The sequence below is a fragment of the Microbispora hainanensis genome, from assembly GCF_036186745.1.
Classification (GTDB): domain Bacteria; phylum Actinomycetota; class Actinomycetes; order Streptosporangiales; family Streptosporangiaceae; genus Microbispora.
Map to the genome: position 1 here is coordinate 6,338,958 of NZ_CP108086.1, position 18,038 is coordinate 6,356,995.

At 72.7% G+C, this 18,038-nt stretch carries 23 protein-coding genes and 1 pseudogene; 13 read left to right on the plus strand and 11 right to left on the minus strand.

The annotated features are described in order from the left end of the window. Positions 1 to 121 precede the first annotated feature (121 nt). On the minus strand, positions 122 to 934 hold the full coding sequence (locus tag OHB01_RS29210; protein WP_142650987.1) for a helix-turn-helix domain-containing protein: 813 nt from the start codon (positions 932 to 934) through the stop codon (positions 122 to 124). 160 nt (positions 935 to 1,094) lie between these two features. Between OHB01_RS29210 and OHB01_RS29215 the strand changes: the two genes are divergently transcribed. After that, entirely contained in the window at positions 1,095 to 1,856 is a 762-nt protein-coding gene (locus OHB01_RS29215; RefSeq protein ID WP_142650988.1) for an SDR family oxidoreductase, read from the plus strand. Positions 1,857 to 1,876: 20 nt separating this feature from the next. Here the strand turns inward: OHB01_RS29215 and OHB01_RS29220 are convergent, their stop codons facing one another. Continuing rightward, entirely contained in the window at positions 1,877 to 2,200 is a 324-nt protein-coding gene (locus OHB01_RS29220; protein WP_142650989.1) for a VOC family protein, read from the minus strand. Between the two features lie 112 nt (positions 2,201 to 2,312). On the opposite strand from OHB01_RS29220, the gene OHB01_RS29225 reads away from it, so the two are divergent. Further along, entirely contained in the window at positions 2,313 to 2,807 is a 495-nt protein-coding gene (locus tag OHB01_RS29225) for a GNAT family N-acetyltransferase (RefSeq protein WP_168066416.1), read from the plus strand. A gap of 278 nt (positions 2,808 to 3,085) precedes the next feature. After that, positions 3,086 to 3,793, plus strand: coding sequence for a helix-turn-helix domain-containing protein (locus OHB01_RS29230; RefSeq protein ID WP_185949074.1), 708 nt, complete (start codon positions 3,086 to 3,088; stop codon positions 3,791 to 3,793). A 30-nt stretch (positions 3,794 to 3,823) separates the two neighbouring features. Here the strand turns inward: OHB01_RS29230 and OHB01_RS29235 are convergent, their stop codons facing one another. Both OHB01_RS29235 and OHB01_RS29240 read right to left on the minus strand, forming a co-directional pair. Next, positions 3,824 to 4,222 carry a VOC family protein gene (locus tag OHB01_RS29235; RefSeq protein ID WP_142650991.1) on the minus strand — a complete coding sequence of 133 codons (399 nt, stop codon included), beginning with the start codon at positions 4,220 to 4,222 and terminating at the stop codon, positions 3,824 to 3,826. After that, positions 4,186 to 5,567 (minus strand): annotated as a pseudogene (locus OHB01_RS29240) (MFS transporter). Before OHB01_RS29240 ends, OHB01_RS29235 begins: the two are co-directional and overlap by 37 nt. On the opposite strand from OHB01_RS29240, the gene OHB01_RS29250 reads away from it, so the two are divergent. After that, on the plus strand, positions 5,566 to 5,871 hold the full coding sequence (locus OHB01_RS29250) for a hypothetical protein (protein ID WP_240971988.1): 306 nt from the start codon (positions 5,566 to 5,568) through the stop codon (positions 5,869 to 5,871). The pseudogene OHB01_RS29240 and the gene OHB01_RS29250 sit on opposite strands and share 2 nt — an antisense overlap. 118 nt (positions 5,872 to 5,989) lie before the next feature. Here the strand turns inward: OHB01_RS29250 and OHB01_RS29255 are convergent, their stop codons facing one another. The 3 genes from OHB01_RS29255 to OHB01_RS29265 form a co-directional block, all read right to left on the minus strand. Further along, complete coding sequence (locus tag OHB01_RS29255) at positions 5,990 to 6,307, minus strand: DUF952 domain-containing protein (RefSeq protein WP_142650993.1); 318 nt, start codon at positions 6,305 to 6,307, stop codon at positions 5,990 to 5,992. After that, on the minus strand, positions 6,304 to 6,981 hold the full coding sequence (locus OHB01_RS29260; protein WP_168066420.1) for a TetR/AcrR family transcriptional regulator: 678 nt from the start codon (positions 6,979 to 6,981) through the stop codon (positions 6,304 to 6,306). The genes OHB01_RS29255 and OHB01_RS29260 overlap by 4 nt, the downstream gene beginning before the upstream one ends. A 106-nt stretch (positions 6,982 to 7,087) precedes the next feature. Next, positions 7,088 to 7,411, minus strand: coding sequence for a multidrug efflux SMR transporter (locus OHB01_RS29265; protein ID WP_328854264.1), 324 nt, complete (start codon positions 7,409 to 7,411; stop codon positions 7,088 to 7,090). 64 nt (positions 7,412 to 7,475) lie between these two features. On the opposite strand from OHB01_RS29265, the gene OHB01_RS29270 reads away from it, so the two are divergent. From OHB01_RS29270 to OHB01_RS29280, 3 genes are all read left to right on the plus strand, one after another. Next, positions 7,476 to 8,387, plus strand: coding sequence for a hypothetical protein (locus OHB01_RS29270; RefSeq protein WP_142650995.1), 912 nt, complete (start codon positions 7,476 to 7,478; stop codon positions 8,385 to 8,387). Between the two features lie 396 nt (positions 8,388 to 8,783). After that, complete coding sequence (locus tag OHB01_RS29275) at positions 8,784 to 9,860, plus strand: radical SAM protein (RefSeq protein WP_147944904.1); 1,077 nt, start codon at positions 8,784 to 8,786, stop codon at positions 9,858 to 9,860. Positions 9,861 to 10,150: 290 nt separating this feature from the next. Next, on the plus strand, positions 10,151 to 11,299 hold the full coding sequence (locus tag OHB01_RS29280; RefSeq protein ID WP_142650997.1) for an epoxide hydrolase family protein: 1,149 nt from the start codon (positions 10,151 to 10,153) through the stop codon (positions 11,297 to 11,299). Between the two features lie 157 nt (positions 11,300 to 11,456). Here the strand turns inward: OHB01_RS29280 and OHB01_RS29285 are convergent, their stop codons facing one another. Then, on the minus strand, positions 11,457 to 12,341 hold the full coding sequence (locus OHB01_RS29285) for a sigma-70 family RNA polymerase sigma factor (protein WP_142650998.1): 885 nt from the start codon (positions 12,339 to 12,341) through the stop codon (positions 11,457 to 11,459). A gap of 82 nt (positions 12,342 to 12,423) precedes the next feature. On the opposite strand from OHB01_RS29285, the gene OHB01_RS29290 reads away from it, so the two are divergent. The 4 genes from OHB01_RS29290 (at position 12,424) to OHB01_RS29305 (ending at position 14,691) form a co-directional block, all read left to right on the plus strand. Continuing rightward, positions 12,424 to 12,873: a carboxymuconolactone decarboxylase family protein gene (locus tag OHB01_RS29290; RefSeq protein WP_142650999.1), complete on the plus strand. Its 450-nt coding sequence runs from the start codon at positions 12,424 to 12,426 to the stop codon at positions 12,871 to 12,873. A gap of 137 nt (positions 12,874 to 13,010) precedes the next feature. Next, positions 13,011 to 13,451: an Hsp20/alpha crystallin family protein gene (locus tag OHB01_RS29295; protein ID WP_142651000.1), complete on the plus strand. Its 441-nt coding sequence runs from the start codon at positions 13,011 to 13,013 to the stop codon at positions 13,449 to 13,451. Positions 13,452 to 13,513: 62 nt separating this feature from the next. Next, positions 13,514 to 13,831 carry a MerR family transcriptional regulator gene (locus tag OHB01_RS29300; RefSeq protein WP_142651001.1) on the plus strand — a complete coding sequence of 106 codons (318 nt, stop codon included), beginning with the start codon at positions 13,514 to 13,516 and terminating at the stop codon, positions 13,829 to 13,831. A 98-nt stretch (positions 13,832 to 13,929) separates the two neighbouring features. Then, positions 13,930 to 14,691 carry a mitomycin antibiotics/polyketide fumonisin biosynthesis protein gene (locus OHB01_RS29305; protein WP_142651002.1) on the plus strand — a complete coding sequence of 254 codons (762 nt, stop codon included), beginning with the start codon at positions 13,930 to 13,932 and terminating at the stop codon, positions 14,689 to 14,691. Positions 14,692 to 14,804: 113 nt separating this feature from the next. Here the strand turns inward: OHB01_RS29305 and OHB01_RS29310 are convergent, their stop codons facing one another. Continuing rightward, positions 14,805 to 14,951: a hypothetical protein gene (locus OHB01_RS29310; protein WP_328854265.1), complete on the minus strand. Its 147-nt coding sequence runs from the start codon at positions 14,949 to 14,951 to the stop codon at positions 14,805 to 14,807. Between the two features lie 15 nt (positions 14,952 to 14,966). After that, positions 14,967 to 15,404, minus strand: coding sequence for a MerR family transcriptional regulator (locus tag OHB01_RS29315; RefSeq protein WP_142651003.1), 438 nt, complete (start codon positions 15,402 to 15,404; stop codon positions 14,967 to 14,969). Between the two features lie 70 nt (positions 15,405 to 15,474). On the opposite strand from OHB01_RS29315, the gene OHB01_RS29320 reads away from it, so the two are divergent. Next, positions 15,475 to 16,095 (plus strand): class I SAM-dependent methyltransferase, encoded by a 621-nt coding sequence (locus OHB01_RS29320; RefSeq protein ID WP_221890001.1) that lies wholly within the window; start codon positions 15,475 to 15,477, stop codon positions 16,093 to 16,095. Here OHB01_RS29320 and rox read toward each other — a convergent pair. Further along, a complete protein-coding gene (gene rox / locus OHB01_RS29325) occupies positions 16,090 to 17,589 on the minus strand; it encodes a rifampin monooxygenase (protein WP_147944902.1) in 1,500 nt (499 codons plus the stop codon). The two genes, OHB01_RS29320 and rox, sit on opposite strands and share 6 nt — an antisense overlap. Positions 17,590 to 17,856: 267 nt before the next feature. Between rox and OHB01_RS29330 the strand changes: the two genes are divergently transcribed. After that, entirely contained in the window at positions 17,857 to 18,036 is a 180-nt protein-coding gene (locus OHB01_RS29330) for a hypothetical protein (protein ID WP_142623945.1), read from the plus strand. Positions 18,037 to 18,038: the final 2 nt, after the last annotated feature.

Genomic DNA, 18,038 nt, shown 5'->3' on the forward strand with positions numbered 1-18,038 from the left:
TTCCGGGAGTTTCCGGCCCTCCAGTCGCGGAAGAGTTCCGCCGCGCGCGGTTCGCCTGCTTGTTCTCCGGCTCCCGCGCAGCGGCGAGACGGCCGGCACGTGGCGGTTGGTGACTCGTCCGCTAACGAGAGGCCATGGAGGCGAGGAGGCGGAGTTTCTCGTCGCTCTCGCTGCCCTGATCGGCGTAGTAGAGCACCAGGAGCAGGTCGTCCACGGGGAGTTTGTCCCGGTGCAGGCGCAGCTCGCCGATGATGGGATGGTTGACGGTGGTGGTGCCGCCGTCGAGGGTGCGGATGTCGTGGCGCGCCCAGAGCGTACGGAAGCGCTCGCTCGACAGGGCGAGCTCGCCCACCAGTTCCACGAACCGCGGGTTGTCGATGTCGTCCCCGGCGTACTTCCTGAAGGCGGCGATGAAGCCTTCCGCGGAGCGTGTCCAGTCCTGCTGGAACGCCTGCTCCTCGGGATCGAGCAGCAGAGACCGCAGCCGGTTGTACCCGGGCTGGAGGCGCGGAGAGAGCGCGACCGCGAGCCGGTTGGAGGCGAGCACGTCGAACGCGCGCCCCTCCACGAAGGCGGGAACCTGCACGCTCGCCAGGAGCTGGTGCAACCGCGCGGGGACGCGTTCGGGCTTCCTGCGCCGCCGGGATTTCGGGCGTGCGGCGGCCAGGCCGAGAAGGTATTCCTGTTCGACCTCGTCGAGATGCAGGACCCGCGCGAGCGATTCGAGCACCTGCGTTGAGGGATTCTTGTCGCGGCCGCGCTCCAGCCGCAGGTAGTAGTCGGCGCTGATGCCCGCGAGCATGGCGACCTCTTCACGGCGGAGCCCGGGTACGCGCCGGTTCGGCCCCGGCGCGAGCCCGGCCTGCTGCGGGGTGACCAGGGCCCGGCGGGCGCGGAGGTAGTCGCCGAGCAGGTTGGCGCGGTCGTCGGTCATGCCCGCCATCGTATTTCGGACTTTTCTGACCAAGGGGGCCCTGACAGGACCCCGGAAGACGGGGGCACTGCCCCCGGCCGGAGCGCGAATCGACACTGAAGACGCCGCGGCGCAGCGCCGACCGGCCTTGCCACCGACCCGCCCTGAGCAGGAGAAATCCATGGACATCACCAACCGCACCGTCTTCATCGCCGGCGCCACGTCGGGAATCGGGCTCGAACTCGCCCGCCGCTTCGCCGCGGCCGGCAGCTCCGTGATCGTCGGCGGCCGGCGAGCGGACCTGCTCGGCCGGCTCGCGGCCGAGGGGTTCGGCACCGTTCCCATCGACGTGACCGACCAGGACAGTGTCGATCGTGCCCGCGACGCGGTGCTCCGCGGTCACCCGGGCCTCGACACGATCGTGACGATGTCGGGGGTCATGATCCCCGAGGACCTGCGCGATCCCGCGCATTTCAGCGTCGCGCAGCAGACGATCGACACCAACCTGCTCGGCACCATCCGCGTCATCGACGCGTTCACCCCGCACCTGGTCGGGCGCGGCGCCGGCGCCGTCATCACGGTCAGCTCGGGCATCGGGTTCCTGCCGTTCCCGCTCATGCCGACGTACGCGGCGTCGAAAGCCGGTGTGCACGCCTACACCGAGGCGTTGCGCGCGCAGCTGGACGGCACGGGCGTCGAGGTGGCCGAGCTGGTTCCCCCGGCCGTCGCCACCACGCCCGAGCAGGCGCGGATCAACCCCCGCGCGCTCGACCTCGCCGCGTTCGCCACCGAGGTGATGGACCTGCTCCAGACCGACCCCACGCCCCACGAGATCCTGGTCAAGGGCGTGCTGATGCACCGGTGGGCCGAGCGCGACGGCACGTACGCCGATCTGGTCGCGCAGCGGTCGAAGGCGCTCGCGACGCTCCCGGGCCGTCGGTAGGCCCCGGACGGTCCCGTACGTCAGGACACGCAGAGGCAGAACTCGTTGCCTTCGGGATCCCGCCAGACCTGCCAGAGATCCTCGTGCATCTCCCCCACCGGGGTGGCCCCGAGCGCGGCGGCGCGGGCGGCCGCGGCGGCGAAGTCGTCGGCGACCAGATCCAGGTGGACGCGGTTCTTCACGGTCTTGGGCTCGCGGACGCGTTGCAGGGCCAGGCCGGGGCCCAGGCTGATCCAGTCGTCCTCGCGGCGGGTGATGTCCCGCTCCAGCAGGCGGCTCCAGAACGCGGCGAGCCCGTCGAGGTCGTTGGCGTCGATGACCACGCCACCCAGGCGAATGCTCATAGCTCCCTCTCGGCGTACGGACCGATCAGGCCGGGCCCGGTTGTCCGGGCCGGGCCGGATCTCGACCATGGCAGAAGGGGGATCTTGCGAGGAAGAGCGAGGGAGCGTGAGCATGACCCCGGTTGTCGTACGCCGTCTCAGTGGCGAGGACTGGCGCACCTGGCGGCTGCTGCGCCTGGCGGCGCTCGCCGACGCGCCCGAAATCTTCCACGGCGACCTGGCCGAGGAACGGGCCTACGACGAGGCCCGATGGCGCGCGTGGACCGAAGACGGCGTCAAGGCGGCCGCGTTCGACGCGGACGGCCCGGTAGGAGTGGCCGCGGGACGCGTGCCGGCGGATCGGGCCGGGGCCGTCGAGCTGTTCGGCATGTGGGTGCGTCCCCGGGCACGGGGTGGGCGGATCGCCGAGCGTCTGGCCCTTGAGGTGGTGGCCTGGGCGCGCGAGGCGGGCCGGTCCCGGGTGGAGTTGTGGGTGATCGCGGGCAACGAGCCCGCCGAACGCGTCTACCGGCGGCTCGGATTCCGCGAGACGGGCGAGTACGCACTCCATCCGCGCGACCCCGACCTGCGCAAATACGTGATGGCCAGAGGCGCCGGCGGCGGGTGACGCCCATCCCCGGCCGCTCGCCGACGGTCGCGCCGATCACGGCACGTACGCTTCGGCCGGTGAAGTGGGTGCGTGCGGCCGGGCCCCCGGTTCGTGATCAGCGGCGGTGACTCGCGCCCGGCGCGCCCGAAATCTTCCACGGCGACCTGGCGTGGGATCTCGACCGGGCCGTGACGGACTACGTCGGCCGGCTGCGGGCGGGCAATCCCCGCTGATCCCCGCCTGCGACCTGCTGATCCTTTCGTAGGGGGAGCCGCGCACGAGGGATAATGCCAGGCATGTACCGGGAGAGGGCCTCGCGGGTGCCGGACGCGGTGCTGTGGTGGAGCACCTCCCCCGGCTCGGCGGCCGGTGAGCGGCGGGTGCTGCCGGACGGGTGCATGGACGTGATCTGGGCGGACGGCGCGCTGCTGGTGGCGGGGCCGGACACCGCCGCGCACGTGGTGACCGACCGGCCCGGCGCCCGCTATGTGGGGCTGCGTTTCGGCCCGGGCACCGGCCCGATGGTCTTCGGGGTCCCGGCGCACGAGCTGCGCGACCAGCGGGTGCCGCTGGCCGACCTGTGGCCGGGCGCCGAGGCGCGGCGGCTGGCGGAGCGGGCCGGGGAGGCCGCCGACGTTCTCGCACGTCTGGGCGCGGTGCTGGAGGAGGAGGCGGCGCGCCGCCTGGGCACGGCGCCCCGCCGCGTCGACGCCGCTCTCGTCGGAGCGGTCGTCGAGGGCGTGCGCGCGGGCCTGCCGGTCGCGCGGATCGCCGCGGACGCGGGTGTCGGCGAACGGCGGTTGCACCGCCGGTGCCTGGACGCGTTCGGGTACGGGCCGCGCACGCTCGGCCGCATCCTGCGGATGAACCGTGCGGTGGACCTGGCCCGCGGGGGCACGCCGCCGGCCGTGGTGGCCGCCGTGACCGGGTACGCCGACCAGGCCCACCTGTCTCGTGAGGTGAGGTCGCTGACCGGCGTGACCCTCGGCGCGCTGATCCGCTGACCACCGGGCCCTCCGGCCCGGTGGAGCCCGTCAGGTGGTGGGCAGGGCGGCGAACAGGTCCACGCCGTTGCCGTCCGGGTCGTGCACGACGGCGTAGCGCTGCCCCCAGAACGCGTCCCACGGTTTGAGGTGTCCTTCGTAGCCGGCCGCGACGAGGTCCTCGTACAGGCGGTCGACCTCCGCGGGGGTGTCGCAGCGGAAGGCGAGGCTGACGCGGGGCCCGCCGCTCGCGGGCGACCAGGAGGAGTCGAAGGACCGGACGGTCTCCGTGGTGTCCCACGCGAGACGCAGCCCGCCGGGAAGGGTCACCTCGACGTGAGGCTCGGTGTCGGCGGAGGGCGGGATGTCCAGCCCGAGCCGGCGGTAGAAGGACAGGGAGGCGGCCATGTCGGTCACGACCAGGCCGATGAGATCGAACGTCGGTGCCATGACGCCCACGCTAGGAGACGGGCGGGCCGGCCGTCTTGAACGTATCGGACACGCGCCGGGGTGGCGCACGCGCGTCGATGCGGCGCGGTGTCACGATGCTTGGTCAGAGGTGACCTCGGCAGGCAGGGGGACGGCGCCGGGGTCGGGGGTTGCGGCGACGTCGTGGTGTGGCCGGGCCAGTGCCGCGGCGATGGCCACCGTGCCTGCGGCGCACACGGCGGCCGCTCCGTGCAGCGCGGCCCGGCGATGACGGCGGCGGAGGTGTCCGGGCCGATCACGGTGAGCCAGGCGTTTCCGCCGGCGAGCAACGCCAAGGAGATCGTGATCAGCACGCGGGTCGGCATGCCCCGGTTCACCAGCCCACCGGCCAGGGGCGGAGCCAGGAGCACCGGTGCGGTCATCAACAGCAGCATCGTTCCGGCGCGCTGCGGGGAGAAGCCGCTCGCACCCACCAGGTACGTGGGCAGGTAGGTCAGCAGCGTCACGAAGCCGAACGCCGCGACCACGGGCACCATGCACAACGCCAGGAATCGGCGGTTCTTCACCAGCGACAGGTCGAGCAGCGGGGCGGAGGCACGCGCCTGAAGGACGACGAAGACCACCAGCAGGCCCACGCCGGCGACCAGCGGCGAGAGCGTACCGGCGCTGGCCCAGCCCCATTCCGGGCCCTGGACCACGCCCAGAACCAACGCGCCCAGGCCGGCGACGAACACCACCGCGCCGGTCACGTTCAGGCGGGGACGCTGCTCGGCACGCGATTCGGCGACGTAACCGACGCCGGCCAGCGCCACAACCGCCAAAGCGGCGTACAGCCCGAAGGTGGCGCGCCAGCCCAGCGCGCCGACCAGCCTGCCCGACAGGGCCGGCCCGACCGCCACTCCGAGCCCGGCGGCGCTGCCGAGCGCCGCGAACGCGCGGGTGCGCCCGCGCCGTCGAAGGTAGTGGCCAAGATCGCACCGCCGCTGGCGAACACCCCGGCCGCACCGATGCCCGACAGGGCGCGGGCCGGGTCCAGCAGGACGATGCCGGGGGCGGCCGCCGAGGCCAGCGAACCGGCGGCGAACAGCCCCGCGCCGGCCAGGAAGATGCGGCGGCGTCCCACCAGGTCGGCCGCTGACCCGGTCACCAGCATGAACGAGGCGAACGTCAGGTTGTAGGCGTTCATGACCCATTGCAGCGGCGCGCCCGCGGTATGCAGGTCCGCGCCGATGCCGGGCGGCGCCACGGCTGCACCGGAGATGGACATCGGCACGTTGATGAAGGCGAGCAGCACCACCGCCAGCGTGATCGACGGCCCGCTCATCGAGGCACTCCGCGTGGCGTTGAACACCACCTTGAGCGCCATGGACCCCGACTGGGATCGCCGCTTCCTGGCCGCCCGCGAGCTGTCGGAAGCCGTCCCCGCGCTGCAGGCGCACAGCCTGGGCTACTGCCACGACACCACCCTGGCCCTGGTCAATGTGGTGAGCGGCCGCGCCGATGTCGACGAGGTGCGCGTCCGGCTGGCCGTAGAGATCTTCGTGGCCGCCTGGCGCACGGCTTCCCTGCGGTGGACGGTGCAGGGCGGCCACGGCGGCCGCGACGCGTTGCTGAACCTAGTGGAGGAGACCTTCGCCAAGGTCCCCGCCGCACTCGCCTGCCCCGCCTGACGATCTCGTGCGACCACGCCGGTGACGTGGGGCTCGGCGAAGGCGGGGCAGGCGGCCGTGCCGGTCACGACCGAGGACCACGGCGGGCGGTGGCCGGACGTGTCGGGACGCCGGCGGGTCAGTGGGAGAAGGGCGTGACGGCCGTGACGGCGGCCACCGGGATCGGCCCGTAGATGTGGGGGAACGCCTCGTCGGCCCCCTCGGGCACCTCCAGCCTGACCGGGCAGCCGAGCCGGTCCTCGTCGATCTCCAGCAGCACCAGGGGCTCGGTGACGTGCCCGTAGTAGCGGCCCGCCACACCGCGCGCCTGGCCGAGGTCGGCCGAAGCGTGGATGAAGCCCTCCTCCTCCAGGGTCCGGCCGAGGGTGGAGACGCGGTATTCGCCCGCCGGGACGGCCGCGTCCCAGTCGGCGGCCAGCGCGAGATGGAAGATCATGAGCCGACCCTAGCGGGCGGGGCCAGCGCGGCCAGCGCCCGGGCCACCGCCTCCCGTGCCCGCTGCCTGCCGTCGGGGCGGGCCTCGACGACCTCCTCCACCCACAGTCCCGACAGCAGCCCGGCGACGAAACGCACCTCCCCGGGCCCGCAGGGGTAGCCGGCGCCGCCCAGCACCGCGGCGACGATGTCGTCGCAGCCGTCGGTCCAGGCGCGGGCGATGGCCTGCAGCGCCGGGTCGCGGCCCGCCTGCAGGTACAGCTCCCACAGGCCGAGCTGGCGCAGCCGGTCGGAGGCGTACACGCCGGTGAGCGTCTCGGCGACCGCGAGCGGCGTACGGCCGGCGAGGTGGTCCACCGCCGCCCGCATGCGGGCCAGTTCGCGCTCGACCAGCAGGGCGAACGCCTCGGCCAGCAACTGGTCGCGGCTGGTGAAGTAGTAGGAGGTGGCGGCGAGGGGCAGCCCGGCCCGGCGGGCGACGGCCCGGTGCGTCACGGCGGCGAACCCGCCGTCGCCGAGCAGGTCGACGGCGGCGTCCAGCAGCGCCTCCCTGCGGCGTACGGCACGCTCCTGCGGGCGCCGCGGCTGGGACGAGACGGGCGCGACGGCCCGCGCGGCGACGCCGCGTGAGCGGGCCGCCGCCGGGACGGGTGCGGGCCGGTCCTGATCGGGCACGCCGTGTTCCTCCCCTGGATCGTCGGGGCTCCCCGCGGGCCGGGGATCCGTAGGGATCACGCTTAGCGGGCACGCGCCGCCGGGTCAAACGACCGGCGCCGATCGATCAGTGGGCGCCGGCGAGGTTGAGGACGGCGACCCCGGCGATGATCAGGGCGATGCCGGCCGCCTTCACGAGGTTCATGTTCTCGCCGAGGAACAACGCGCCGATCAGCGCGATCGCCGCGGTCCCGGTGCCCGCCCACACCGCGTACGCGATGCCGACGGGCATGCGGAGCTTGAGCGCCCAGGCCAGCAGCAGGAACGAGGCGATGTAGCCGGCGGCGACCACGATGGTCCAGCCCCAGCGGGTCAGGCCGTCGCTGAGTTTGAGCGCGGAGGTGGCCAGGACCTCCGAGGCGATCGCGCCGACGAGCAGGAGCCAGGCCATGGGAACCCCATTGATAAAAACGGTACGCTTGTCCCAATTTTACGCTCCATGGCGCGGCAAAGCCATGGGCGGGCCGACCAGGGGCTCCAGGCTTGTCGGCCCGATCCCGCTGCTGCTGTCGTTCGTGCTGTTCCCCGCCGCTGTCGGGATCGCGATCGTGCGGCACGGGCTGCTCGACATCCGGCTCGTGCTCTCACGCGCCCTGCTGTACGGCCTGGCGGTGTCGGCCGTGATCGCCGCCTATGCCGGGATCGTCACCGGACTGTCGCTGCTGGTGCCCGCCAACGCCGATCGCGGCGTGTCGATCGCGGCGGCCATCGTGGTGGCGATCGTGGTGGCGATCGGATCCACACCGGTACGGCCGGCCTTCCAGCGCCTGATCGACCGGGCCCTGTACGGGCTGCGTTCCGAACCGTGGACGGCCGCGGCCAGCATCGGCGAGCGGCTGCAGCACGACGACGACCTCGCCGCAGCGCTCGACAGAACCCGTACCGCGCCGCGGCTGCCCTGGCTGGCCCTGCACGGGCTGCCCGAGCCGGTCCCCTCGGGAACACCCGCCGCCGAGCACGCCGAGCTGCCCCTGCTGTACGGCGGCCAGACCGTCGGCACCCTGGTGGTCGGGTTACGCGCGGGCGAGCACGCCCTGCACGCCGCCGACCGCCGTGCTCTCGACCTGGTCGCGACCCCACTGGCGGTCGCCCTGCACGCCACCATGCTCAGCCGGCAGGTCTCGCAAGCCCGAACCGCCGTGGTGGAGGCGACAGCGGCCGAACGAGTCCGGCTCCAGCGCGAGCTGCATGACGGCCTGGGGCCCGACCTGACCATCACCGTGCGCGACGACGGCACCCCGGCGTCGTCGTGGCAGCCCGGCGTCGGCCTGCGCTCGCTCGTCGAACGGGCCGAGGAGGTAGGCGGCCGGGCCAGCGCGGGGCCCACGCCGTACGGCTGGCAGGTCAGGGCCACGCTCCCGCTGTAGCTCACGTCACTGTGCCTGATTGCCGCCCTACGCCACCGCCACCCGGATCTGCTGGGCTTCCCAAGCCGGCTGGACCAAGGCGGCGCCGAAGCCATCGCCACACTCCTCGAAGGCTGACCCCTCCGCGGCCCCGGGCGCCGCGCCGCGCCGACCGCCACGCCCGACCGCCTCGCCAGGCCGCCGTGCTCCAAGCGCCGAGCTTCGACCACCCCCGCCGGCCCCGGCCGTCGCGGGGCCTGCACGGGCGGGGCGCGTGCGGGCGTGGACACTTGGCGTGAGCGTCGAATGCGTGTTCTACTGAACCTCATGCGTCGCGACGCCACTTCCCGTGCGGAGGACCAGCCCGCTGCGCGGCCACGCGGGCAGCAGCAGACGGTGCAGGAACCCGGGCAGCCCATGCGACAACCCGCACCGTCCGAACAGCACCAGACCCGGCACCCTGCGCAGCCCAGTCCCCGGCCTGGACAGTCGAGACGGTCCGCGCAGGCCGGGCAGCCTGAGCAGCAGTCGCTCGTCGTCGAGGGGCCCGCACGCCCGCGCATCGAGCGGCAGGCCGTCACCCGCGTCTTCGACGGCATCACCTGCTATGAGGTGCCGGCACGCGTGGCGATCGAGCGGGTCCCCGAGGCGGCCGAGCTGCCCTTCATGTACGGCGCGAGCCCCTATCGCGGCTGCGAGTCGGGCTGCGGCTACTGCACCGCCCGGCGCGGCCACCGCTACCTGGGGCTGGATCCGGGCCGCGACTTCTCCACGAAGATCGTCGTCAAGACCGACCTGGCCCGGCGGTTGCGGCGCGAGCTGGGCTCCCCGCGCTGGAGCGGCGAGCCGGTCGCGCTGGGTCTCACCGGCGACTGCTACCAGCCGGCCGAGGAGATCTACCACCTGATGCCCGGCGTCATCCGGGCCCTCGCCGACGCGGCCAACCCGTTCACCGTGCTCACCAAGAGCCCCCTCGTCCTGCGTGATCTCGACCTGTTACGCGACGCCGCGAAGGTGACCCAGGTCGGCGCCCTGGTGTCGGTCGGCTTCGTCGACGACCGCCTGCGGCGCGCCGTCGAGCCGGGGGCCGCGACACCGCAGCGGCGCCTGGAGATCTGCGCGACGCTGAACGACGCAGGCATCCCCTGCGGTGTGCTGATGGCGCCGATCCTGCCGCTCATCACCGACTCCACCGATCACCTCATGGCGACCGTACGGCGGGCGGCCGAGGCGGGCGCGGTCAGCGTGACGCCCGTCGTGCTGCGCCTGCCCGCGGGCGCGCGGGAGTGGTACATGGGGTGGCTGGAGCGTGAGCACCCCGGTCTCGTGCCGCGTTACCAGGCGCTGTACGGCAAGGGCCAGGTCGCCGAGGACGGCTACCGGCGGCGGATCGCCGAGCAGGTGCGCGTCCTCGCCGAGACCTACGGCATCGGCAGGGACGCCCGGCGGTGGCGGCGGCGCCGGTCCCCCGCCCGCCAGCTCGCCCTCGTCTGACTCCCCAGGCGGCCCGGGCCACCGGTCCCGTACCGCCCGGGGCCGTGGCAGCACCAGGCCGTGGCAGCACCAGGCCGTGGCAGCACCAGGCCGTGGCAGGACCGGGCCGTTCAAGCGACGGGACGGACGACGCGTTGTGGACGACCCGTTGTGGACGGCGTCGGAAATCGGCACGCTTGCCCGCATCGCCCCGGCCCGCGGTCAGAGCGTCCCGGCCGTGGCGTTTTTCATCCGCTTCGTGCCGGACGTAGAGGACGGTGGCTGTCCTCCACGCGGGGCAGGCTGACGCCGTGAGCACACCACGACCGTTTCGCATCGACATCCCGCAGGCCGATCTCGACGACCTGGCCGGTCGTCTGGCCCGCACTCGCTGGCCCGACGAGCTTCCCGGCGTCGGCTGGTCCTACGGGGTGAACAAGGACTACCTCATGGGGCTGGTCGACCACTGGCGCACCGGTTATGACTGGCGCGAGCACGAGGCCCGCCTCAACGAGGTGCCGCAGTTCACCACCGAGATCGACGGCCAGAACGTCCACTTCCTGCACGTACGCTCCCCCGAGCCCGGCGCCACCCCGCTGATCGTCACGCACGGCTGGCCGAGCACGGTGTACGACTTCCTGGACATCCTCGGGCCGCTGACCGACCCCCGGGCGTACGGCGGGGATCCGGCGGACGCCTTCCACGTCGTCGCGCCCTCGGTGCCGGGTTTCGCGTTCTCCGGGCCGACCCGTGAGACCGGCTGGGGGGCCGCCCGCGTCGCCCGGGCCTGGGCCGAGCTCATGCGGCGCCTGGGATACGAGCGGTACGGCGCTCAAGGGGGCGACTTCGGCAGCATCGTCTCCCCCGAGCTCGGCCGGATCGCGCCGGAGCGCGTGATCGGCGTGCACGTCAACGCGCTGGCCACCGCCTCGACACCGATCGGCCCCGGCGAGCTGGACAGGCTCACCGATGACGAGCGCGAGCAGGCCAGGTCGAACCAGGCGTGGTGGTACGGCCGCTCCGGCTACGCCACCCAGATGTCCACCCGGCCGCAGACCCTGGCGTACGCGCTCAACGACTCCCCGGCCGGCCAGCTCGCCTGGAACCTGGAGTGGTTCGTCGACTGGGATCCCACCCGCACCGAGCGAACCCCCGTCGACCGCGACACCATCCTGACCAACGTCACGATCTTCTGGCTGACCGCCACGGCGGGGTCGGCCGCGCGGATGTACCTGGAGACCGCGTCGGAGGCGTGGGGCCGGCGGCCCGCGCCCCCGCCGGTGCCGACGGGAGTGGCGAACTTCCTCGGCGACCGGGCGATCCGCGGGCTGGCCGAGCTGTCCAACACCGTCGTCCACTGGTCGCGGTTCCCCCGCGGCGGGCACTTCGCCTCACTGCAGGCACCGGACCTCCTGGTCGCCGACATCCGGGACTTCTTCCGGAAACTCAAGGCCCGGTAGGCGGCAGGCGGGTACGGCCGCGCGCGCCGCGGACACCTTGCGGCCCGAAGACACACAGCGCAGCGAAGACACAGCGCAGCGAGGACACACAGCGCAGCCGGACGACGCCGCGCAGCCGGAAGACACAGCGCACGTGGAGCCGATCTCCGGTGGGGGCTCACTCCGGCTGCGGCAGGTCGATGGCCGCGAGCTTGGCCGGGTCGGCCACGATCGCGATGTCGGTGATCCGGCCGCCGGTGATGGTGAACGCCATGACCGACAGCGGGGCGCCGTCCTCGCGCCATGCCACGTACCCGGGGAGGCCGTTGACGAGCACCGCCCGGCCTCGCACGGCCAGGCCTGCGGCCATGCGGCTCTGCGCGCCGGCGGCGACCTCGGTGGCGCCGAGGACGACGACCACACCGTGAGAGAGATCGGCGGTCAGCTTCACCTCGGGGTCGAGCACCCGCAGCAACCCCTCGAAGTCGCCGTCGCGCGCCGCCGCGAGGAACGCCTGGACCACCTCGCGCTGCTCTCGTCCGCCGGCAGCCGGATGCTCGGCCGTCTGCACCTTCCTGCGGGCGCGGCTGGCGAGCATCTTGGCGGCGGCGGTGGACCTGCCGAGGATCTTGCCGATCTCGTCGAACGAGACCGCGAACAGGTCGTGCAGCACGAACGCCAGCCGCTCGCTCGGCCCGAGCGACTCCAGGACGACGAGGAGCGCCAGCCCGACCGAGTCGGCGAGCGCCACGTCGTCGTCGGGCGCCGGGCCGGCGTCGACCGTCACGACGAGCGCGGGCAGCCGGTCGTCGTAGGACGCCTCGGGCCGGGCCTGACGCGACCGCAGGACGTCGAGGCTGATCCGGCCGACCACGGTGGTCAGCCAGCCGGCGACGTTGTGGATGGTCGCCGTGTCCTGGCGGGACAACCGCAGCCAGGCCTCCTGGACCACGTCTTCGGCGTCGGCGTGCGACCCGAGCATGCGATAGGCGACCGCGCGCAGCCGGTCGCGCTGGGCTTCGAACGCCTCGGTCACCGGGTCCGCGGGGCTGGTGTCGGACATGTTGTTACCTCCCTCGGATCTGCTCCGTCATGGGGATGACGGGCCCGGACGGGCCGAGGTAACCGACGAAGGAGCACCACCGATGGAAGCACGCATGAAGAGCCCGGCGAACCCCGACGTGACCACCGCGATCCAGCACCTGTTCAAGGCCGTCCACTCCAGCGGCGTGGACCCGCGCGTCCTCGAACTGGTTCACCTGCGGGCCGGCCAGATCAACGGCTGCAGCGCCTGCGTGTTCGCCGGGGTCGCGTCGGCCAAGAAGCACGGGGAGACCGACGAGCGGCTGCACAACGTGGTCGCCTGGCGCGAGGCGCCGTTCTTCACCGAGGCCGAGCGGGCGGCGCTCGCGCTGACCGAGGCCGCCACCCGGATCCAGGACGGCGCGCCGGGCGTGACCGACGAGATCTGGGACGACGCTACCGCCCACTTCGACGAGAGTGAGCTGTCGGCGATCATCTTGAACATCGCGCTCACCAACTTCTTCAACCGGATCAACCGTACGGTCCGGGAGCCGGCCGGCAAGGCCTGGTGACGCCGGGCGGAGACGCCGCTGCGGCGCGAACCCGAGGTCGCGGCGCCGCCGTCCGGACAGCTTGCATCCTGCGCGCAAGTAACTTATAAATGAAGTAGAAGGTTTCCTCCTATGGGAGTAACAAGAAGGAGGTTGCGATGCTGCTCACGTCGATCGACCCCTTCGTCCAGGAGTTCGAGCGGCAGTTCGACCGCATCGCCCGCTCCGCGTTCGGTGCGACCGACGGCGGCGGGGGTGTGATGCCCCTGGACGGCGTCCGCCGCAAGGATGACGTCGTGCTCCGGTTCGACCTTCCGGGCGTCGATCCCGACAGCATCGACGTCACCGTCGACCGCGGCGTGCTGACCGTCAGCGCCCGCCGCGAGGAGGAGCTCGGCGACGACGACCGGGTGTTCGTCAGGGAGCGCACGATGGGGCAGTTCACCCGCCGCGTCTACCTGCCGGAGCACCTGGACAGCGAGCGGATCGAGGCCGGCTACCACAACGGAGTCCTGACGCTGCGGATCCCGGTCCTGGAGCAGGCCAAGCCGCGCAAGATCGAGATCAGGAGCGGGGAGCGCAGGGCCATCAAGGCCTGAGCACCCGACCACCCGCGGGCCGGCGTCCTTGGTACGCCGGCCCGCCGCCGTACCCGGAGGTGATGATGCCCCGCCTGCCCATCGACGACGAGCACGCGCCTCTGTATTCGGTCGGCCAGGTCGCCGAGATGCTCGACGTCCAGCAGGCGTTCCTGCGCCGGCTGGACGAGTTCGCGGTGGTCCGGCCCCGCCGGTCGGCCGGCGGGCAGCGGCGCTACTCCCGCCACGACATCGGACAGGTGCGCTACGTGGTGGGCCTCGTCACCGAGGGCATGACCCTCGCGTCCATCCGCCGCATCCTCGAACTGGAGCGGGAGGTCGCGCGCCTCACCGGCGAGCTGGAGGCGGCCCTGCGCCGCCTGTCCGAGCTCGGCGGATGAGGCGCCGAGCGGTTCAAGCCGAGGGGTTCCGCCGATGGGCTCACGCCGAGGGGTTTAATCGGTCGACATCGGTCGCCGGGCCTCGCTAGCGTCCCGCCATGGTTGCTTTCACCGACGCCGACCTCGACCGTTTCGTCACCGAGGGCTTCCTCAAGATCGAGCAGGCGTTCCCGCGCGAGACCGGCGACCGGATCAGAGACCTGCTGTGGCGGCAGATCGGGCTGTCCCCCGACCGGCCGGAAGACTGGACGAAGCCGGTGGTGTGGGCCGCCCCCGACCCCGCGGGGCGGGGCCCGTTCGGAGAGGCGATGCGCGCCCCGGCACTCGCCGAGGCGCTGGACCTCGTGGCGGGCAAGGACGGATGGGCGCCGCGCGGCACCATCGGCAACACGCCGGTGCGCTTCCCCCACCCCGACGACGCCGGGGACACCGGCTGGCACATCGACCAGAACGACCCCGGACCGGACGGCGCCTGGGGGAAGGTCGTTCTCGCGTCCCGCACGATGCTCGTGCTGGCGCTGCTGTCGGAGGTCGGTCCCGGCGACGCGCCCACCCGCATCAGGGTCGGCTCCCATCTCGACACGGTCCGCGTCCTGGAACCGTACGGCGAGCAGGGGCTGGAGTTCTTCGCCTCCGGCCCGGTGCTGGACGAGGCGAGCGCGCACCGCCCCGAGGCACTCGCCACGGGACTGCCCGGCGATGTCTACCTGTGCCATCCGCACCTCGTCCACGCCGCTCAGCCTCATCACGGCACCCGGCCGCGCTTCATGTCCCAGATGCCGTTCTTCCTGGCCGAGCCGCTGACCGCCGGCGACGCCACCCCTCTCGCCCGGGCCGTACGGCTCGGCCTCGGCGGCTGACCGGCCGCGACGGCCCGGCCCGCCGATGCGATGCCGGCCGGGCAGACCCACACCGGCCGGGCGGGGTCGCCGCAGGACATCGCCGAGACCGTGCACTGGCTCGCCTCGCCAGGTCACGCGAACGCCGCGAGCAGCTTTCCGATCTGCTGCGCGAGCTGCTCGCCGGACTCGGCGGCCCGAGCCTGACCGGGCAGGTTGGGGGGCCGACCCCGCACCAGTTCCTGCGGTGAGATGATCCCGGAGGTCGTCGAGCGGGCCATCGTGAGCGGCGGGAGTCAGTCCGAGTGGATCTGTTCGTGGACCTCTTTGAGAGTGCCTCCCGCGAGGATCGCCTCGATCCCCTTGGCGAAGTTGGGGCACTCGAAGATCTTCTCGTGCGGGCAGGCCAGGCCGTGGGCGATGGCGGTGCGTGCCACCTGCGCCCGGGCGATCCGCTGGTCCAGCTCGGCGAGCTTGCGTTCGTACAGTTCCCGCCAGCCGTCGTCGTCCAGGGAACGGGAGTCGACGAACGCCTTGGCCTCCCGCAGGGTGAACCCGACGTCCTGCAGCATCAGGATGAGGCCGACCAGCCCGACCGCCGAGGGCGGGTAGCGCCGCTGCCCCGAGACCCGGGCGGGCGGCGGCAGCAGGCCGAGCTCCTCCCAGTAGCGCAGCGCGGAGGTGGCGACGCCCGTGCGGCGCGCCAGCTCGCCGATCGTCAACTGCTCGTCCATTGACTTCAAGCGTACTTGAAGCCGTTGACTGGCGGGCATGCGGACAACAGGGACATCTTTCAAGCAACGCGTGATCGGATATCTGGTGGGCCAGGCGCATCGCCCGAGGGGCGTCGTCGGGTGGGCGAACGGGTGGCTGTTCGCCCTTCGCCCCTCCAACCGCAAGCGCAACGTCTGGGCGGTGGCGTTGCTGGACGTGCGGCCCACCGACCGGGTGCTGGAGATCGGCTTCGGCCCCGGCATCGCCATCGCCGCGTTCGCCGCCCGCGCCGTGCGGGGCCAGGTCTTCGGCGTGGACCACTCGCAGGCCATGGTGCGGCAGGCGGCCCGCCGCAACGCCGCCGCCATCCGCGCCGGCCGCGTGCACCTCACGCAGGCATCCGTGGCGGAGTTGCCGAGCTTCGGCGACCCGCTGGACGCGATCCTCGCGGTCAACTCGGTGGGGTTCTGGCCCGAGCCGGTGGAGCGGCTCGGCGAGCTGCGCCGCCTGCTCCGCCCCGGAGGGCGCATCGCGCTCGTCAGCCAGCCCCGCTGTCCCGGCGCCACCCGGGACACCACGGCCCGGGCCGCGCAGGAGCTGGGGGGCCTGCTCACCCGGGCCGGGTTCACCCGTCCGCGGGTCGAGACCCTCGACCTCGACCCGCCCGCCGCGTGTGTGCTCGCCGTCAATCCGGCCGGCGGGCCGTCATGACCGGTCCCCACGTGAGCCGGCGGGCTCGCCGAACCAGCGGCGGAGGTGGACGTCCAGGTCCCGCTGGTCGTCGCCGATCCAGGCGACGTGGCCGTCGGGCCGGAGCAGGACACCCGGAACGTCCAGCGCCGCCGCAGGATCGGCGAGGTGGTCGACCCGGTCCGGCCAGCCGCCGGCGGTCAGGCGTCCGGTGCGGTCCAGCAGCAGGCCGCGCCCGCGACGCAGCAGGTCGTAGAGGCGGCCCTGTTTCACCTCGATGTCGGGCAGACGGCGGCCGAGCAGGCCGGGGCCCTCGCCGAAGTCGTAGCGGACGCCGATCGCGGTGATCTTCTCGATGAGATATCGGTTCACCTCCTCGAAGTCCATCAGCTCGGTGAGCAGCCTGCGTACGGCCTGCGCGCCCGGCTCGGGGGACATCAGTTCCCGCTGGGCGCGGGTGTTGTCCAGCACGTCCGCGGCGACCGGGCGGCGTTCGGCCTGGTAGGTGTCGAGCAGGGTGTCCGGCGCCCAGCCGCGGACCTGCGCGGCCAGTTTCCAGCCGAGGTTCACCGCGTCCTGGACGCCGAGGTTGAGGCCCTGCCCGCCGATGGGCGGATGGATGTGCGCCGCGTCGCCGGCCAGCAGCACCCGCCCGGCCCGATAACGCTCGGCCAGCCGGGTGGCGTCGCCGAAGCGGGACAGCCAGCGCGGGGAGTGCACGCCGAAGTCGGTTCCGGCGATGGCGCGCAGCGCCTGCCGGAAATCCTCGAGGGTGGGCGGTTCCGCCCGGTCACCGGTTCCCAGGGCGGGGACGAGGACGCTGTAGACACCACCGCCGAACGGCCTGAGCCAGAACGACCTCGGGGTCTCGCGGATGCCGGCCATCGTGGCGGTGATCTCCTCCTGCGGCACCCCCACGTGCATCTCGCCCATCAGCGTCTCGTTCCGCGAGGGTTCGCCGGGGAAGCCGACGCCGAGCAGTTTGCGCACCGTGCTGCGCGCGCCGTCACAGCCGACGAGATAGCGCGAGCGCAGCCGTAGCCCGTCGGACAGCTCGACGGTCACGCCCTCGTCGTCCTGCTCGAAACCGGCCACCGCACAGCCGCGCCGGACCTGCGCGCCCAGCTCGGTCGCGTGTTCTTCGAGCAGGCGCTCGATGACCGGCTGCGGGATGCCCAGCAGATAGGCGTGCGCGGAGTCCAGGCCCGTGGGCGCGGGTTTGTCGATGGCGGCGAAGAAGCCGCCTGCCGGGCGCCGTCGCCCGTGCGGGAGGATCCGCTCCAGCAGTCCGCGCATGGCCATCAGCTCGATGCTGCGGATGTGCAGGCCGACGATGCGGACGAACGACTTGGGCTCTGTCTCCTTGTCCACGACGAGCACCCGCACGTCGTGGAGCCGCAGCTCGGCGGCCAGCATCGCGCCGGTCGGCCCGCACCCGGCGATGACCACGTCGTACGCGGGCGCGTGATCGGCATCGGAGGCGGGAGACGGGTCGCCGGTGAATGAAGTACGCATAGGTGGTGCCTTTCGGGAGTGCCTCGGCGCTCCCGGCGACACCTACGTCGATCGCCCGGCCGTGACGGGAAGGGGGAGCACCCACATCGATACAGCGTTCATGGGTCTCACCTCCTCGGGCGGTGTCACGGTCGACGGCACGCTACAAGCCCGATCACGATCTCGTCCAATCCTTTTCCCCGCCCTCTGATCACGACCCGGCCGCGGCGGCCCGCCGCTCCCGGTGATCGGAGATGGGCCGGGCGGCACGGGTAGTAATCTGCCTTCATGTTCCACCGCAAACCCATCGAAGAGCGCATCGCCGAGCGCGTGGCGAAGCGGCCTCCGTTGAAGGAGGGCAAGCACTTCGAGCACCGCCCCGCGCTGATCGTGTTCTGCGTGGTCATCGCGCTCGTCGCGCTGAAGATCGTGGGCGCCTTCGCCCTCATGAAGTGGGGCGTGCAGTAGGA

What these genes read in the sequence shown, in the direction of transcription:
- OHB01_RS29235 (WP_142650991.1), bottom strand. Translation starts at nt 4,222, where the DNA reads ATGGCACCGACGTTCGATCTCATCGGCCTGGTCGTGACCGACATGGCC.
- OHB01_RS29220 (WP_142650989.1), bottom strand. Translation starts at nt 2,200, where the DNA reads ATGAGCATTCGCCTGGGTGGCGTGGTCATCGACGCCAACGACCTCGAC.
- OHB01_RS29315 (WP_142651003.1), bottom strand. Translation starts at nt 15,404, where the DNA reads ATGGACGAGCAGTTGACGATCGGCGAGCTGGCGCGCCGCACGGGCGTC.
- OHB01_RS29250 (WP_240971988.1), top strand. Translation starts at nt 5,566, where the DNA reads ATGGACCCCGACTGGGATCGCCGCTTCCTGGCCGCCCGCGAGCTGTCG.
- OHB01_RS29300 (WP_142651001.1), top strand. Translation starts at nt 13,514, where the DNA reads ATGATGCCCCGCCTGCCCATCGACGACGAGCACGCGCCTCTGTATTCG.
- OHB01_RS29255 (WP_142650993.1), bottom strand. Translation starts at nt 6,307, where the DNA reads ATGATCTTCCATCTCGCGCTGGCCGCCGACTGGGACGCGGCCGTCCCG.
- OHB01_RS29290 (WP_142650999.1), top strand. Translation starts at nt 12,424, where the DNA reads ATGGAAGCACGCATGAAGAGCCCGGCGAACCCCGACGTGACCACCGCG.
- OHB01_RS29230 (WP_185949074.1), top strand. Translation starts at nt 3,086, where the DNA reads ATGTACCGGGAGAGGGCCTCGCGGGTGCCGGACGCGGTGCTGTGGTGG.
- OHB01_RS29215 (WP_142650988.1), top strand. Translation starts at nt 1,095, where the DNA reads ATGGACATCACCAACCGCACCGTCTTCATCGCCGGCGCCACGTCGGGA.
- rox (WP_147944902.1), bottom strand. Translation starts at nt 17,589, where the DNA reads ATGCGTACTTCATTCACCGGCGACCCGTCTCCCGCCTCCGATGCCGAT.
- OHB01_RS29210 (WP_142650987.1), bottom strand. Translation starts at nt 934, where the DNA reads ATGACCGACGACCGCGCCAACCTGCTCGGCGACTACCTCCGCGCCCGC.
- OHB01_RS29310 (WP_328854265.1), bottom strand. Translation starts at nt 14,951, where the DNA reads ATGGCCCGCTCGACGACCTCCGGGATCATCTCACCGCAGGAACTGGTG.
- OHB01_RS29275 (WP_147944904.1), top strand. Translation starts at nt 8,784, where the DNA reads ATGCGACAACCCGCACCGTCCGAACAGCACCAGACCCGGCACCCTGCG.
- OHB01_RS29330 (WP_142623945.1), top strand. Translation starts at nt 17,857, where the DNA reads ATGTTCCACCGCAAACCCATCGAAGAGCGCATCGCCGAGCGCGTGGCG.
- OHB01_RS29265 (WP_328854264.1), bottom strand. Translation starts at nt 7,411, where the DNA reads ATGGCCTGGCTCCTGCTCGTCGGCGCGATCGCCTCGGAGGTCCTGGCC.
- OHB01_RS29295 (WP_142651000.1), top strand. Translation starts at nt 13,011, where the DNA reads ATGCTGCTCACGTCGATCGACCCCTTCGTCCAGGAGTTCGAGCGGCAG.
- OHB01_RS29285 (WP_142650998.1), bottom strand. Translation starts at nt 12,341, where the DNA reads ATGTCCGACACCAGCCCCGCGGACCCGGTGACCGAGGCGTTCGAAGCC.
- OHB01_RS29225 (WP_168066416.1), top strand. Translation starts at nt 2,313, where the DNA reads ATGACCCCGGTTGTCGTACGCCGTCTCAGTGGCGAGGACTGGCGCACC.
- OHB01_RS29305 (WP_142651002.1), top strand. Translation starts at nt 13,930, where the DNA reads ATGGTTGCTTTCACCGACGCCGACCTCGACCGTTTCGTCACCGAGGGC.
- OHB01_RS29270 (WP_142650995.1), top strand. Translation starts at nt 7,476, where the DNA reads ATGGGCGGGCCGACCAGGGGCTCCAGGCTTGTCGGCCCGATCCCGCTG.